Raw genomic sequence first — 16,356 nt, 5'->3', positions numbered from 1 at the left:
TCGCTTGGGACCAGATAACGGATCGGACAACATGACCGTCACACATCTTGAACTGGCAAATACTGTCGAACGAATTTATCGACGGTTTGCGGATCTGCTACGTGTAGATCTTATTCGACTCGGCAAGGATGACATCAGCCCTGCGCAAGTAGCGTTGCTGTTCACCATTGGCGAGGATGAACTTTCGGTTCGCGATCTGCTTGATCGCGGCCATTACATGGGATCGAATGCATCCTATAATCTCAAACAGCTTGTCGATTCTGGCTATGTAGAACGCCAGGTAATGGCGCGTGACCGACGATCAGCCCGCATAAAGCTGACGGCAAAAGGCCACGAACTGTGTGAATCCTTGCATGAGTTCCACGAAGAATATCATGATGCATTGACCAACAACCTCGAAGACCAGCAGGAAATGGAAACGGCTTTGCGCACCTTGCGCAGGCTCGAAGAATTTTGGACTCAAACCCTCAGATACGGCGGTATCCCGATCAATGGTGCCGTCATTACGCATGAAGTTCGGAACCGTAGATGAAAATAGTCTTTGTCCATCGTCATGGGCCGGGACAATTTGTGCACCTTGCCTGTCATCTGGCGAATGCCGGATGGCAGGTTTCCTTCCTGTGTGAAGAAATGAATGTCCGCTTGCCCGGCATCCGTGTTTTAGGTCAACGTGCAACACCTCCTCCGCCAGCAACATCATTTACCCAATACCATCAGGAACTTGGCCTGCAAGCTGCCACAACACTTGATGCCTTGGCGCGCCAGGAAGGCCCACCGGATGTTGTTTTTGGCCACATTGGTTGGGGCAGCATGTTGTTTGCCCGCGATGTCTTGCCAAACACGCCACTGCTAGGATATTGCGAACATTATTATCATGCTGATGGGCGTGATGTTGGCTTTGCCAAGGATGAAAAGGTTTCACTGGCAAAACGCACCCAACTTCGTCTGCGCAACAGTGCTCAGCTTTCAACACTTGATCATCTTGATGTCGCGCTTAGCCCGACACCCTGGCAAAAAACAGCCTTTCCAGATGCCTATCAGCACAAGATCGGCGTCTGCCATGACGGAATTGATGTTCATCGCTGTCGCCCAAATCCACAAGCCACGTTGAAAATGCCTGACGGACGAGTGCTTCGCGCGGGGGCCCCTGTAGTGACCTATGTCGCCCGTGATCTTGAGCCATATCGCGGTTTTCCAACATTCATGCGATCTGCCGCCAAACTTGCTGCCCTCAATCCCGACGCCATATTTGTCGTTGCCGGAGGGGATGGTGTCAGTTACGGCACACCGCGAACCGACGGACGCAAGTGGCGCGACGTCATGATGGAAGAAACCGGGCTTGATCCTTCCCGTATCTACTTCCTTGGCCAAATATCGCATGAACACCTCATACGCCTATTTCAAATCAGCGCTGCCCATATTTATCTGACGTACCCGTTCGTCCTTTCTTGGTCTGTGCTTGAGGCCATGGCGTGCGGGGCCGCCGTCATTGCATCGGACACGGGCCCTTGCCATGACGTCATCAAAGATCGTCATAACGGTCTGCTGACTGACTTCTGGGATACAGATGCATTGGCGGACAAAATGATATACAGCCTTGAGAACCCCGCACAGCTAATGCCCCTTCGACAGGAGGCACGACGCACCATCACACAGCATTTCGCTTTGCAAAAATGCCTTGAGAAACAAACCAGCCTGATTGAGAGATTGGCTGCTGGCGAGATTGAAAGAGTTGTGGGGAGGAGAGGCTGAATACAGGGGGTGCGGGGTAGGATTTAGCTGCGCGCTGTGCGCTTCGCTGAACCTTCGCAAAGCTTTGCTTTTCTTGGTTTGAACATAAGGTTCAAGTCCACCTACCCCACCTTCCAGACATAAAAAAAGCCCGCCACGAGGACGAGCCTATTTTACTTGGTTGCGGGGGGGGGGGTAGATTTGAACCTTTTCGAACCAAGCGACTAAGCCTGACGAGCTGCATGATGACCTGAAAAGCACCATGAATGCGCTCTATTTCAAAGACCTTTCAGACAAAATACACAGAGGCGTGATTGCAGCGGTCTTGCGCGGCTGCGTACCAGGTGGCCAGCTTCCCGGGTACGATCTCGTTCACGCCCTCGACGAGTTTCGCGAACCCATTCGCGGCAAGTGCAAAGTCAATGAAGAGCAAACCGCAATCATCCCAGAAATTTCTGAATATTATGTCGAAGGCTGGAAGCTCAAACACATTTGCGACAACCTCAGCCATCAAGCCTCATCGGATCGTTCGTCCGGCAAACCGGGATGCCGCGCCAAACGCTGGGACCAAACATCTTATGTGTCCCGCCTCTGCTATGAATGTCCGTTGTCAGCCCTGGCGAGGACTGACGACAGGGGTGGGATACAGCGTTAAACATCTTGTGGCCTGACCACGTTTTCTAGCAGGCTGATCCCGCCTCTCTTCACCGTCTCGAACAGTTGACGGCGGCCCGTTTCGGGACCGCGAAGCATAAGGAAGAGAGTGTGAACATGATGGAAAAAACGATGGTGATCGGGATAGATGTGTCCCGCGACTGGCTGGACGGATTTGGTCTTTCCGGTCTGGAGAGGTTCCGGCTGGCGAATTCTGCAGAAGGTCACAAGGAACTGATCTTAATGATCCGGCAAATGTCAGGCCCCGTTCATGTCGGCTTCGAAGCAACCGGCGGTCAGGAATGGGCTCTGTGGGCGGCGCTTGTTGAAGCGGGAATCTCTACGAGGCAACTTCCCCCGGCCCAGATCAAGGCCTTTGCGATGTCGCGAGGGACGCGAGCCAAGACGGATCGTATCGACGCGGAACTCATCGCCCGGTTTATGCTGTTCCGCCCAGAAGCCGGACGGACATTGCCAAGTGATAATCTGCGCATTCTCAGAACCTTAACGACAAGAAGGGCTCAAATCGTGGATATGCGCAAGCGGCTTTCGATGCAGATAGCGGCGCGCCAGAAGCAAGGCATTTCCGCCGATGTTGAGGATATGGACGATGTCCTTAAGGCCTTGCTCGATACCCAGATCGGAGACATCGAAAGTCGAATTGAAAGTGTCATTGCACAGGAGGAAACCACTGCTGTGAAAGCAAATCTCTTGCGATCGATTCCCGGCATTGGACCGGTTTCAGCGGCCATGCTAATCGCAGAAATGCCGGAACTCGGTCGGATGACATCAGGCGAGGCCGCGGCCATGACAGGCCTCGCACCTGTGCCCCATGACAGCGGAGTAATGCGAGGAAGGCGAGCAATTGCCGGAGGGCGGCGGGCACTGCGACGTGTGCTGTTCCAAGCCGCGCTCGCCGCCGCATATCACAACCCAATGCTAAAGCCCGTCGCACAACGCCTCAAGGAGCGTGGAAAACCGCACAAGCTTGTCATCATCGCAATCGCACGCAGGCTGATTGCAATCGCAAACGCGATCCTCAAAACCGGTGAAACATGGCGGCATCAACCAGGCGGATAAACACAGTTGCTAGGCTATACGAGTTGTCATAATTCGCGATGGACCTCATTCGTCAAAATGCCTAAGCCTTTTTGAGCAATGTAAAAATAGACAATGGTCTATGGGAAGTGGATGCGTGCCCCACCTTTGTGTAGGTTGCTGTAGCTTCGATGATCTGCGATGCTTTAGCACATAAGAATAAAAAGTCTTGGGGGAGCCACTGACACTTTGTTGAGGGGCTCCGCGACCGATGAAAGAACCGAAGGTTCTTGAACAGGATATGGATACAGGGGTTGCGTCGTTGGCTTTGGTGCTGGCGATGCATGGGTATTCAGCAGATCCTGAGCAGATTAAATACGACGCGGGAGTGTCGGGTACTGCATTTGCCGATGCAGATATCCTGCGCTTGGCCAAACGCTATGGTGCGCGGGCCAAGAGTGTCACGCTGACGGCCAAAGATCTGGCGTCAGTGGCTTTTCCCATGATTGCATTGCTGGATGACGAAAGTTATGTCGTCGTCGCACGCCGGGCGCATGACGGGCGTTTGCTTGTGCGTGATCCGCGCCACAGCAAGCCGGAATTGATGAGCGAGGATGCATTCCTTTCCGGTTTTTCCGGTAGGGCCCTTCTGATCGGGCGCGGCAAAGGCAGCAGCGAGGGTGACGGCGAACACGGCCCTTCCCAGCCGTTTGGTTTCAAGTGGTTCCTTCCGCTTTTGAAAAAGCACCGCGCGGCGCTGTCGCATGCGATGGCGGCATCGCTTTTCATTCAGATATTTGCGCTAATCACGCCCCTGTTTGTCATGGTGATCATCGACAAGGTGTTGAGTTCAGGAAATATGTCGACGCTTGATGTGTTGATTATCGGGCTTGTCGCGATTGCGGTGTTTGATCTGGTGATCGGCGGGTTGCGGCGCTATGTGTTTTCGCTGACCACCAACAAGATTGACGCCGAACTGGGAGCGACGGTTTTTCGCCATTTGACACGTCTGCCGATGGCCTATTTTTCGGGGAAGCGCACCGGCGATACAGTGGCGCGGATCAAGGAGCTTGAATCCGTTCGGGCCTTCCTAACCGGATCAGCTTTGACGGTTTTTGTTGATTTTGGTTTTACCGCAATCTTCCTGATCGTGATGTTTGGTTTTGCACCAATTCTGGCAACCATTGTTGTTGGGTTTGTTGTCGCAATCCTGATCATCTACGGCCTGATCGGGCCGCTTATCAAGGACAAGCTACAGGAACGTTTCAAGGACAATGCCGATTCCCAATCCCTTTTGGTCGAGGCGGTTTCAGGCATGGAAACGGTCAAGGCACTGGGGATCGAGCCGCAAATGCAGCGCCATTGGGAAGATCAGGTCGCGGCACGTACCGATTCCGCCTATGGAGCAGACAAGGTAAGCTCCGCCACCCAGCAGGCCGCTGGTTTCCTGAACAAGGTTCTGATTGCCCTGACCCTTTGGCTTGGTGCGCGGATGGTGATGGATGGGGGGCTAACGGCAGGCCAATTGATTGCCTTTAACATGTTGGTGGGGCGTGTGACCGCACCGGTCATGCGCATTGCCCAATTGTTGCAGCAACTGGCCCAAACCAAAGTCGCCCTGCGTCGTGTGGCGGATATCCTTGACGCTGCGCCAGAACCAAGTCGCAATGCCAAGCGATCCCAAATGCCCCGCATTTCTGGTGGCGTGAAGTTTGAGCATGTAACGTTCCGCTATGCGCCCGACGGCCCGAAAATCCTTGATGATGTCAGTTTTGATATCAAACCGGGCCAGGTTATTGGCCTGGTCGGGGTGTCGGGGGCCGGTAAAACATCGCTTCTGCGTTTGATGCAGCGGTTTTACCCGGTGGAAAATGGTCGTATCCTGATTGATGGGATGGATATCGCCGCGGCCGATCCGGCATGGCTGCGCCGTCAAATCGGTGCGGTGCTTCAGGACAACTTCCTGTTTAACCGTACCGTACGCGAGAATATCGCGATTGCCATGCCCGGCATGCCGATGGAACGTGTGATTGCCGCAGCGAAACTTGCCAATGCCCATGAATTTATCACGCAGCTCCCCCAAGCCTATGACACCGTTATTGGCGAACGTGGCGGTATTTTGTCGGGTGGGCAGAAACAGCGTATTGCACTGGCCCGCGCCCTTGTCACCAATCCGGCGATTTTGCTTTTGGATGAGGCAACAAGTTCGCTTGATAGCGCATCGGAACGAGCGATCCAAAGTCAGATGCAAACAATCACCAAAGGCCGCACCGTGTTCATTGCCGCCCATCGGCTTTCAACCCTACATCACGCGGATCGTATTTTGGTACTTGATAACGGGCGGTTGGTTGAAAGCGGTACGCATCAGGACTTGCTGAAACTTGGTGGTGCCTATGCCCGCCTGCATGCCATTCAAGCCGGGCTTGATCACAATCGTGATCGCAGCCCGCAACCGCAGAAAGCACCGACAAAATCACGCGAGGCCGCAGAATGATAAAGCAGGATCACAGCGCCTTTATGCCGGGTATTCTGGAGGTCACCGAACGTGCCCCGAACCCGGTTGCATGGATATTGCCGATTGTTTTGATGGTGTTGTTTCTGGTGGCTGGTCTTTGGGCCTGGATGTCCGAAGTTGCGATTATCAGCCCGACACAGGGCACATTGGTGCCAACCGGTAAGGTCAAGGTCATCCAGCCATTTGAAATCGGCGTCGTGCGCGAAATCAATGTGCGTGACGGGCAACAGGTCAAAGCCGGCGATCAACTGATCGTGCTGGATGGCACGGACAGCACCGCCGATTTGACCCGAACGGAGCAGGACATCGCAACCGCCGGGCTTAAACTTGCTAGGATTGATGCGCTTTTGACCGATATCAGCAACCCTGCGATCCATTTTCTTCCTCCAGCAGAGGTATCCGAACGACAGGCCATTGCGGCATTTGATGCCATGGTCGGTCAGGCGCGTGCGCAGCAACAAAGGGTGGAGACCCTTGGGCAGGAAATTCGGCAACTTCGCGCTGTGCGCGATGGCATTGCGGTATCGATTGACCGGGTCGATGCCATCCTGCCGCTGATCACCGAACGTGTTGAAGGTCGCCGGTCACTGGCATCTGACGGCTATGCGACCCGAACCTCGCTTTTGGAGCTTGAGCAGGAACTGGTTGAACGACAACAGGAACGCCGCCAGTTGCAGTTTGATCTGCAAAAGGCCAATGCCGATATCGCCATGGCACAGGAACGGTTGCAAAGCACGGTGGCAGATTTTGAAGAAAGCCTGTTTGATGAACGTGCCAGGCTTGATCAGGAATTCGGAACATTGGTGCAGGAACGCATCAAGGCCGAACGCCGCCGCGATCAGCAGGTCCTGCGTGCCCCGATTGATGGTGTGGTGCAAGAACTGGCGGTCACCACAATCGGCGGCGTGGTGGAAGCGGCGCAAGCCCTGATGAAAATTGTCCCGGACGACAGCAAACTGGTGGCCGAGGTCAAGCTTGCCAACCGCGATGCCGGCTTTGTCGATATTGGCCAGAAAACCCGGATCAAGGTTGAAACCTTTGAATTCACCAAGTTTGGTGCGATCGATGGCACGGTGATCGATGTGTCACCAGATGCCGTTGTCGATGAAAAGCTTGGGCCTGTTTATTTGGCTAAGGTCGAATTAGCGCAGCAACATTTGACCGTCCGTGGGCGTGAAGCGCCTTTGCAACCCGGCATGACAGTGACAGCTGACATTCAGACCGGTGAACGTCGCTTGTTAGAATATGTGCTTGGTCCGATGTTGCGATATCGGGATGAGAGTTTGAGGGAAAGGTAATTGCGAATGTATTTTCATTTCTGGCGATGGATATCCGTATTGATTTTATTTCTTTCTCTAAGTCATACACGAGTATATGCAGGTGAATACTATATCGATATTGATGGAGAGTATGTCAATAAATCTGATTTATTTATAAAAAAGGAAAATTTCAATGAAATTTTTGCAGTATATGGTAAGGGAGTATCATATTTTATACTTTCTTTTATAGAGTCATTTGTCCTTGGAAATGGCGTGGTTTCATTGGATGATAATGGAAGTCCATTTGTATTTTGGTTTTCGTCATCAGATAGTGACCGGAATAAAATATATAAAGTAATGAAAAATAGTGATTATTTTTATATAGGTAAATTTAGCGAAAAATTATTAATTGAAAAAGACTGTTTAATTGTTGGCATTTCGAGTGAAGACGGAGAACTTTTGTCCTTTCTGATGTATGTAGTCAATGGAGAATACTATAGTTACTACAAATGTATTAAGGATTACAAAAACTCGGTAGATGAGCTTTTGATTGAATAGAACTGGAATAATTTTTTCTTTCATATTGCTGTAAAACGAGGGTCAAATGCCTCCAGGTAGTCACAATGGTTCAGATCGCTCCGGTGTAGGTGGTGGACGTGGGTCTCACCAAGGAAGAGGTAGCGCGCAAGATAAAGCTGAAAACAATGGCGGAGAGTTTGGTCCAGCTGGTTACCAAGGGAGTAGGGGAGAAGGTTCGCAACCACAAGGCCCCTCGTTGGATAAAGCCGGTGAGATTGATGAGGGAAATTTAGAAAAGGAACTCCAGCAAAGCTTAAACTCATCTAAGGTCACTTTGGATACTGACGAGAACCTCTCAAAACGTGCCGGAAAGGCTGGTACAGCCCTCGATGTTGTGGGACGAGCTGAGAATGTCGTGACGGCCGAAGACCCAGCAAGAGAAGCGATTGGCGAGACTGCTGATTATTACGCTGACAAGGCTGCAGGTAGAGCTGGCGCAGCTGCTGGTGCTGCCGTTGGAGGGTTTATTGGTGGTGCCATCGGTGCTTACGCATCAAAAACTCCAGCTGGTGCAGAGGCTGGAGCTAAGACTGGAGCTGCTATCGGAGGTGTTGTTGGGGAAACGATAGGCGAGACATTAAACGGTGATTGGGCCAAGGGGGCCGCGCAATCAGTTTATGACGGGCCGTCGCAACAACAGCCAAACACGTCTCTTGGAAATTGGGGTAACGTGCCTGGTTTTGGCTCTGGGTCGGTGAATATTGAGGTGCCAGATGGGTATTTCGGAAATCGGGTGCCTCCCATTCTACTGGATCTGTCTGATGATGGTTTCCAGTTAATTGATCTTTCCGAAAGTGCAGCTTTCTTCGATTATGACGCAGATTCCTATCTGGAAAATATAGGCTGGGTCTCCGGAGATGACGGTATCCTCTCCATTGATCTCAACGGATCAGGCACGATTGACGGTGCGTCTGAGTTCGTTTTTGCCAATGAAACCGAAGCCGAAGATACCGACCTTGAAGCACTCGCCGAGCTTTATGACAGCAATGTTGATGGTGTCCTAAATGCCGAAGATGAGGCATGGGAAGATTTCCGGGTTTGGCAGGACTGGAATGGGGATGGACAGTCTCAGGAAGGGGAAGTCAGTACTCTTGAGGAACTCAACATTACCGAAGTCGGCTTGGTGTCTAATGGTGTTGAAGAAGAAATCGCAGGGAATACCATCCACGGCCGCGCGACCTTTACCCGCGAAGACGGAACGACCGGTGATGTTGGTGATGTATCCTTCAGAGCGTCTAGTTATGGTTACCGCGAGACCGAGGACGGAATTGAAATCGGCGATGGCAACGCATTGATTGTTGGGGGAGATGAAGATCAGGTCCGCGATCTAGCTGACAGCAATTATGACGGTCTGGTCACTGGTGCCGGTGATGACACGCTTGGCAATAGTTCAGGAGATGATGGTTATCTCTCTGCTGGCGCAGGTAACGACACGCTGATTGGTGGTTCCGGGAATGACTGGCTTTCGGGTGGGGATGGTGCCGATACAATTGTTGCGGGTACTGGTCACGATATTTTGTTTGTTGATGCCCAAGATGTCATTGATGGCGGTGCCGGGTTTGACGTTGTCCTTGGTCAAGGTGAAGATAGTCTTTCCATTGATCTTGGTGTTACCAATACCGAGGCCGTATATGGCGCAGCGGGCAATGATGATCTGCGTGCAGGTAGAGCAATCAATGTAACGATTGATGGTGGTGCTGGCGATGATCAGGTCATTGGTGGTGAAGGACATGACCTGCTTTCGGGCGGTGAAGGTGCAGATACCCTTCGTAGCGGCGAAGGTGACGATACTCTGATTGTCGATGAAAATGACGATTTCAATGGTGGTGCCGGTCAGGACCGCGTCATTTTCATGGGGGATGCCGATCTCGATATCAACATCACCGATTACGAAGTTGAGGTTTTCAATTCCGGTGGTGGTGACGATATCATTCGCACAGATCAGGCCTATGAAGCTGCGATTGATGGTGGAGAAGGCAATGATACCATTTTCGGCGGCTGGGGAGCTGACTGGCTAAATGGTGGTCATGGTACAGATACCCTGCAAGGCGGATATGGCGATGATACTTATATGTTTGGTCGCGGTAGCGGATCCGATACGATCCGTGATTATTCTCACAATATCCGAACCGATACGATCTATGACCTTTATTCGGATGGATCAAGACGCAACGTCCGTACACGAATGGTTGAGGTCCATGAAAATGCCGGAAATGACCGAATTGTGTTCGGGCCGGATATCAATCCCAACGATCTTCTGATTCGCGCAGACGGTCAGGACCTGATTATTGCATTGAAGAACCCGGAATATCCAGACGCAAGCTTTGATGATCTTAGTGATCAGTTGCGACTGGTTAACTGGCAGGATGTGAGAGATCGTGTCGAAGGTCTCGAATTTTCTAGTGGCACGGTGATCGATATTGGCGCGATGCTGACTAACCTTGGTTTTGCTGCCGATGGAGTGGTTCTCGATGTCGGTACAGCAATGAGCGAGAAGCTTGGCGATTTTGCTGCAGGGATCGGTGATGAAGGCATTGGTTTGGCCGGAACGATCAATGCGGAATTGCTCCTCGGGGGCGATGGTAATGACGTGATCGCAGGCGGTGGCGGTAATGACATCATTGGTGGTGGAGATGGCGATGACCGTCTTTATGGTCAGGATGGCAACGACATTATTTCCGGCGGTGAAGGGGCAGACTTGCTGGATGGTGGTGCGGGCGACGACACGCTTCTGTCCGATGGCAATGATACCCTGATCGGGGGTAGTGGCAATGATACGGTTCATTTCATAAACGAGGATGGCGTTCAGCTTGATCTGAGTGATGCCGGGATCGAGAATATCCTCGGATCCCTGGGCGATGACGAGCTGAGTGCGCTTGGCCTCGAAGAATCGATCTATATGCATGGGGGTGCAGGGAACGATACGCTGAGCACTGGTGCAGGGGCAGATAGCCTGTTGGGTGGTTCGGGCGACGACATTCTCGATGGCGGCTTTGGCGATGATATACTAGACGGTGGTGCCGATGATGACCGCTTCGTCGGCAACGAAGGTGCCGACACCATGCTCGGTGGCGATGGTCAGGACATTGTCGACTATTCCGGTAGTGATCAGGGCGTTGACCTATCGCTTGAAAACGGTGGCACTGCTGGTGCTGCCGCCGGGGACAGTTTTGACGGTGTCGAGAATGTTATTGGCACGGATCATGACGATGTAATTTCCGGCAATGCGACCGATAATACCCTGGATGCCGGTGTAGGTGATGACAGCCTTTCGGGTGAAGCGGGCGATGACCTGTTGGTTGGCGGTTCGGGCGATGATGTGCTCGATGGTGGAGATGGTTCCGATACGCTTGAAGGCGGGGTTGGTGACGACACACTGAGTGGCGGGACGGGGCAGGATACCATCAATGCCGGTGCCGGGGATGACCGGATTGTTGCCCGTGGTGATGGGGACATCATTGATGGTGGCGATGGTTCTGACACGCTTGATTACAGCGATGCGGATGAAGGTGTTCGACTGGATATGTCGGACACCACCGGCTATCAGGCAGGCTCCGTTGAAGATCGTGCGGAGAATGTCGAACAGGTTGCAGGCTCGAGCGCAGATGATGATTTGGCCGCAGGCAGCGGCAATGACCAAATGGCTGGCGGGCTTGGCGATGATGTTCTGACCGGGCGGCTTGGGGATGACATCCTTGATGGCGGTTCGGGGGATGACACCATCCTTGGTCAGCAAGGTGATGATACGCTTTCGGGCGGTGATGGTAACGATATCATCAGTGGCGGGAGTGGTGATGATATCCTGTTTGGTGGTTCCGGGGATGATCTGATCTTTGGCGGAGAAGGCGACGATACAGTTGTGTTTGCAGGCAGTCGCGATGACTATTTGCTCACGCGCGATGGTGACGATCTTGTTGTGACCGGTGAAAATGGTACAACCCGCATCGAAGATGTTGAAACTATCCGGTTTGATGATGGTGACTTTGCCGTTGAAGATTTGCTTGATGACGATGATCTTCCGAGTGTGACGGATACCACGCGTCAGCGCCGCGACGAAATGTCTCAGACGTCGTTTGCGGCCTCGGTGGCGGCTGCGGCAGCACTTGGCGGCTTGGCAAGCAGCTATGACAATACGGCGCAGGCGGCAGAGGTTATTCAGGAGGCTGCGGATCAGGCGAGCGCAGAGGGTGATAATATCTGGCTGGTGGCGCCACTTGCCGATAATGGCGGGACGGATGGTTCCGATAATATCGCCGGTGCTAGCGGTGACGATATGCTGGCCGCAAATGGCGACGTAACCGCGGATGTTGCCAACGCCTTTGCCAAGAGTGATCAGCTTGGCGTCATTCTGAGCGAATTGGGGGCTGCTGCCCAAAATGGCGGTGATGCGCCAATTGCGCGCGTGCTGAGCGAAGAGGAAATGCAGGCGGCTTTGGCCGCCGACGCGCTGGATGATGAAAGCGCCAATGGTGGTGTATCCGATGGCGTTTCAGGCAGCGATGAAAGCGACGATACTGCGTCTTCGGATACGGTCGACGGACAGGATGACGCATCAGAATCTGGCGAAAACTCTGGCGCCGACGATAACGGGGTTGCGTTCTTTAATGCGCCACCGACTGCGGTTGACGATTATGTTTTCAGCCTTGAAGATCAGGAAATTCGCGTCGCACTTTCCGACCTTCTGGGCAATGACCATGACCGTGAAAACAATGTTCTTCGGCTTGACGGGATCATTTCGGCATCGCATGGAACAGTGTCGGTGCGTGACGGCTATATGACCTTTGTCCCGGATGCGGACTATAACGGTCGGGCCGAAGTGCGGTACTGGATCCATGATGGGTATGGAAACCGGGTTGAGTCCGTCCTTAATATCGATTTGTCGCCGGTCAATGATACGCCCGAAATTTCGGTACAAAGCACCCGCACGCATTACGGTACGGCTGTTGACCTGACAAGTCTTGTCACGGCGAGTGATCGCGATGGCGATGCCGTTTATGTTGATCTTCGCGATGCGGCCGGTCTTGGCCATTTTGAAGTGGATGGTGTCGCGGTTGGTGACGATACGACCGTTCGGGTTCTTGCCAGCGAGCTTGACCGTGTGCGTTATATCCCCTCCCATAACCTGAATACAGCCGAAACCCTGATTGCCAGAACGTTCGACGGGGAATTGTATTCAGCCTGGGAAACGTTCGAAATTACCGCCGACAACACCCGGCTGGGTAGTGAGGGCGATGATATTCTTCAGGCGGGTGGCTTGGGCGATATCCTTGACGGGTTTGCCGGAAACGACACGCTGACCGGTGGTGCTGCAAATGATCTTCTGCTTGGTCGCGCCGGAGAGGATACACTTGATGGCGGGGATGGCGATGACACTCTTTATGGGGGTGAAGGTAACGATACGCTGATTGGTGGCAGCGGGGACAATACCCTTTTCGGGGGGGATGGCGATGATACGCTTGAGATTGTCAATGTCGATGACCTCGACCGGATGTTTGCCGGTTCGGGCCGGGATCAGTTGATTATCCATAATGTGGATGACCTGACGCTTGATCTCAGCTCCTATGATCTGGAAGAAATCATTGCCGGGAGCGGCGATGACTACCTTTATTCATCTGATAATAGTGACCTTTATATCGATGCCGGTGCCGGGGATGACGTGCTTCAGGGCGGTGATGGTAATGACACCCTGATCGGTGGCGATGGCAAGGACCGAATCGAAGGTGGTGCCGGGGATGATGTGATTGAGGTTGGGCTTGGTGACAACCTTGCCGATATCGATGGCGGTTCTGGCAACGATACCCTGACGGTTTCTGATGGCGTTGATATGACGATTGATATGACAGGTATCAATATTGAGAATGTCGTCGGGGGGGCTGGCGCGGAAACCGTGACCGACCTTTTTGCCACGGGAAGTCATGTTTCACTTGGTGCTGGTGATGACTCTGTGGTGTCGGGTGCCGGTGCTGATGTGCTTGAGGGCGGTGAAGGTTCCGATACGCTGGACTACTCGCAATCCACCAGTTCTGTGAATGTTGACCTTGCGTCCAGTCTTGTTTCGGGCGGGCATGCTGATGGCGATACGATTTCCGGCTTTGAAAACGTCAATGACACCACGTTTGACGATGTGATTGTCGGGAATGCCAAGAACAACCGGCTTTACAGCTCGTCGGGCAATGATGCGCTGACTGGCGGGGCCGGTGCGGATACGTTTGCGGTTAACATTGCCGCTGGTGCAACAGGTACTGTCCGCATTCGTGACTTTACACCGTCCAAAGGTGACATGTTCTCGCTGGCCGGTGTTGGTGGTGCCACATTGATTGCTGCTGCGACCAATGCGCTGGCAAATCAAACAATGGATGAAGATGGCAATGTCTCGGTCATTTTTGACAATGGCCGTGAAGTGATCTTTGAAGGGTTGGGCAAGCCGCTAAGTGCGGACATGATGGATGCTCCGGTCGTTGTTGCATCAGAAACCATCAGCGATGAACAAACCGGTCAAATGACGGTTGCGGTCGAATTGTCCAAACCGGTTGATGAGGACGTCGTTTTTGACTTCTCCCTCACCGATGGCAGTGGATCGGTCGCAAGTGACCTTCTGGCAAGTACGGGGGCGATCACGGTCAGTGCAGGCGATACAAACGGTTCGACGAAAATTGGTGCCAATGCTGATACGGCAATTGAAGGGACCGAAACGTTCAATGTGAAAATCGATCAGGTGGCATCAGGAGGAGAAGCTGCCGTTGCCCTTGAGGATGTAACTGGAACTGCGTATCTCATCGATCAGCACAATACAGATAACCAGATTGAGCAATCTCTTTACGGGTTGGATGAAACTCAATTGAAAGAGAATTATGCGGAGGGTGACGACGTATCGTTTGGGGTTATTACTTCTGGCTACGTTGATACAAACCATCCGCGCGATCTTAAACGCGTCGTCGCCACGGTTTCAGGTCAGATAGAGGCGGGTGGTGCCAGCTATGTCGACTTCGACTATAACTTATCAATTCATAACAGCTACCAGTGGGGTGGCGGAAATTTCCGCGTATATTACCGAGTTGACGCAGGTGATGGTTGGGACAGTTGGACGTACAACGGCATAGCGGCGCAATGGACGGGTCAGTGGCCAAGGATTAATAAACCGGTTGGGAACTATTCGATCAACTTCGCCCAAGACTTGCCGGAGGGCGCCATTGTTGAGGTCAGAGTGGACTGGTGGCATCATCAGGTAAGTGGACGTAACGGTGGATACCGTTTGGGCGGCGGCACGATGGACATCGGAACTATGCACACTGAGGTACTCGTTTCAAACGACGTCTTTAATGTCGGAGACCTTAACGGTGACGGTCAAACTGATGTCGCATATTTTGACCAAAACTCCGGCCAGTATGTCTTCCGCTACGCCGAAATAGGTGCTACGACGTCTGAGGCGTTCAATCTTGAGAATGATACCGGTGACGCGGTTGTCGGCGTGATTGGCGGTGCCGGTAGTAATGCCGAAAACGTGTCGTTTGTTGCTGCGGGCGCAAAGCTATATACGCTGAGCATCCCTGCTGATGGGGAAACGGTCAATCTGTCAGATCAACCTAACCTCACGACTTCTGCACAAATTAAATCAATCTCGCTTTCCAAAATCGATGATGCAACAGGAAAGATACTATTGATTGGTCTTGGTGACGAAAATGGTTTGAGTTCCATTTTACGTGTTGCGCCCTCAAACACGCTGTTGCAGGCGGATATCGATAATGCACCAAGGATCGAACTGGCAGCAGGATATACTGATATCGTTGACCTGGGCGATATTGACGGTGACGGGCTGGCTGATATCGGCCTGCAATCTGAGAATGGTGTGGTCAGGCTGCCGCGTTCAGTCTTTGAAAATGATAATGCCCTTGTTCAGATTGGTTCATCAGGTGAAGAGCTGTTTGTTTCCTCTGCAGATGACGAGGTATTCGTTGGAATGGCAGGCGATGACACCTACAGTTTCTCGGGAAGTCTTGGCCATGACATCATCGATAACACATCAAGCAGTGCATTCGAAGATGACAGTATTCTTTTCAATGCCAATATCTCCCCGGAACAGCTCTGGTTCTCGAAATCGGGTGACGACCTGCTGATAGAAGTTCTCGGCGGGGATCAATCAATAAACGTTGTTGATTGGTACGGAGAGGATACATCTGCAAAACTGGACCATATCAGTTTTGCAGATGGTCGAGATCTGGTGTCTCATGAGGTGGAACAGCTTGTTTCGATCATGGCAGGTGTGAGCCGAACAGGTGACGAAGAGCTCGTAACAGACGCATTGTCACAAGCTCAAGTCGAAGAAGAAGTCGAGCAATTGTGGTCAGCTTAGTGATGTGAGCCAACTGACGAACATCGCAAGCTACGTTTATGCGCAACTGTCCGGGGATTCTTTAAACCTAAAGCATATCGCACTCAATATGCCTTGTACCCGGCAGCAGAAAAGAAATTCCTGCATTCAGCCGGGGGAAAGAGATCACAGATGTCGGCAAGAGCATCCGATATAGCATCAAAAGTACTTTCAAGAAGATTGATCAACTTTCGCAGGAAAATCATACGAGC

Annotated in this window: 9 protein-coding genes; all 9 read left to right on the top strand. The window is 52.4% G+C overall.

Annotation, left to right across the window (positions count from 1 at the left end; translation table 11 throughout):
* Positions 1 to 31 precede the first annotated feature (31 nt).
* Positions 32 to 532 (top strand): MarR family transcriptional regulator, encoded by a 501-nt coding sequence (locus AMM48_RS20630; protein WP_102785588.1) that lies wholly within the window; start codon positions 32 to 34, stop codon positions 530 to 532.
* Positions 529 to 1,752, top strand: a complete 1,224-nt coding sequence (locus AMM48_RS20625) for a glycosyltransferase (RefSeq protein ID WP_102785587.1) — start codon at positions 529 to 531, stop codon at positions 1,750 to 1,752. The genes AMM48_RS20630 and AMM48_RS20625 overlap by 4 nt, the downstream gene beginning before the upstream one ends.
* Before the next feature lie 241 nt (positions 1,753 to 1,993).
* Entirely contained in the window at positions 1,994 to 2,386 is a 393-nt protein-coding gene (locus AMM48_RS22105) for a hypothetical protein (protein WP_146030434.1), read from the top strand.
* Positions 2,387 to 2,502: 116 nt separating this feature from the next.
* Positions 2,503 to 3,465 (top strand): IS110 family transposase, encoded by a 963-nt coding sequence (locus AMM48_RS20615; protein ID WP_244271331.1) that lies wholly within the window; start codon positions 2,503 to 2,505, stop codon positions 3,463 to 3,465.
* A gap of 229 nt (positions 3,466 to 3,694) precedes the next feature.
* Positions 3,695 to 5,917: a type I secretion system permease/ATPase gene (locus AMM48_RS20610; protein ID WP_198413574.1), complete on the top strand. Its 2,223-nt coding sequence runs from the start codon at positions 3,695 to 3,697 to the stop codon at positions 5,915 to 5,917.
* On the top strand, positions 5,914 to 7,236 hold the full coding sequence (locus tag AMM48_RS20605) for an HlyD family type I secretion periplasmic adaptor subunit (RefSeq protein ID WP_102785585.1): 1,323 nt from the start codon (positions 5,914 to 5,916) through the stop codon (positions 7,234 to 7,236). The genes AMM48_RS20610 and AMM48_RS20605 overlap by 4 nt, the downstream gene beginning before the upstream one ends.
* Before the next feature lie 39 nt (positions 7,237 to 7,275).
* Positions 7,276 to 7,755: a hypothetical protein gene (locus AMM48_RS20600; RefSeq protein WP_146030433.1), complete on the top strand. Its 480-nt coding sequence runs from the start codon at positions 7,276 to 7,278 to the stop codon at positions 7,753 to 7,755.
* A 407-nt stretch (positions 7,756 to 8,162) separates the two neighbouring features.
* Entirely contained in the window at positions 8,163 to 8,345 is a 183-nt protein-coding gene (locus AMM48_RS22240) for a hypothetical protein (protein WP_158246499.1), read from the top strand.
* A gap of 164 nt (positions 8,346 to 8,509) precedes the next feature.
* Positions 8,510 to 16,126: a cadherin-like domain-containing protein gene (locus AMM48_RS20595; RefSeq protein WP_158246498.1), complete on the top strand. Its 7,617-nt coding sequence runs from the start codon at positions 8,510 to 8,512 to the stop codon at positions 16,124 to 16,126.
* The last annotated feature ends 230 nt before the right edge of the window (positions 16,127 to 16,356 follow it).

This window comes from Thalassospira sp. GB04J01, assembly GCF_000751115.1.
Taxonomy (GTDB): Bacteria; Pseudomonadota; Alphaproteobacteria; order Rhodospirillales; family Thalassospiraceae; genus Thalassospira; species Thalassospira lucentensis.
Note: the sequence above shows the minus strand (reverse complement) of the source record. Positions and strands in the feature narration are given on the sequence as shown.

Coding starts and splice junctions, on each gene's coding strand:
- AMM48_RS20605 (WP_102785585.1), top strand. CDS start 5,914: ATGATAAAGCAGGATCACAGCGCCTTTATGCCGGGTATTCTGGAGGTC.
- AMM48_RS22105 (WP_146030434.1), top strand. CDS start 1,994: ATGAATGCGCTCTATTTCAAAGACCTTTCAGACAAAATACACAGAGGC.
- AMM48_RS20610 (WP_198413574.1), top strand. CDS start 3,695: ATGAAAGAACCGAAGGTTCTTGAACAGGATATGGATACAGGGGTTGCG.
- AMM48_RS20625 (WP_102785587.1), top strand. CDS start 529: ATGAAAATAGTCTTTGTCCATCGTCATGGGCCGGGACAATTTGTGCAC.
- AMM48_RS20630 (WP_102785588.1), top strand. CDS start 32: ATGACCGTCACACATCTTGAACTGGCAAATACTGTCGAACGAATTTAT.
- AMM48_RS20615 (WP_244271331.1), top strand. CDS start 2,503: ATGATGGAAAAAACGATGGTGATCGGGATAGATGTGTCCCGCGACTGG.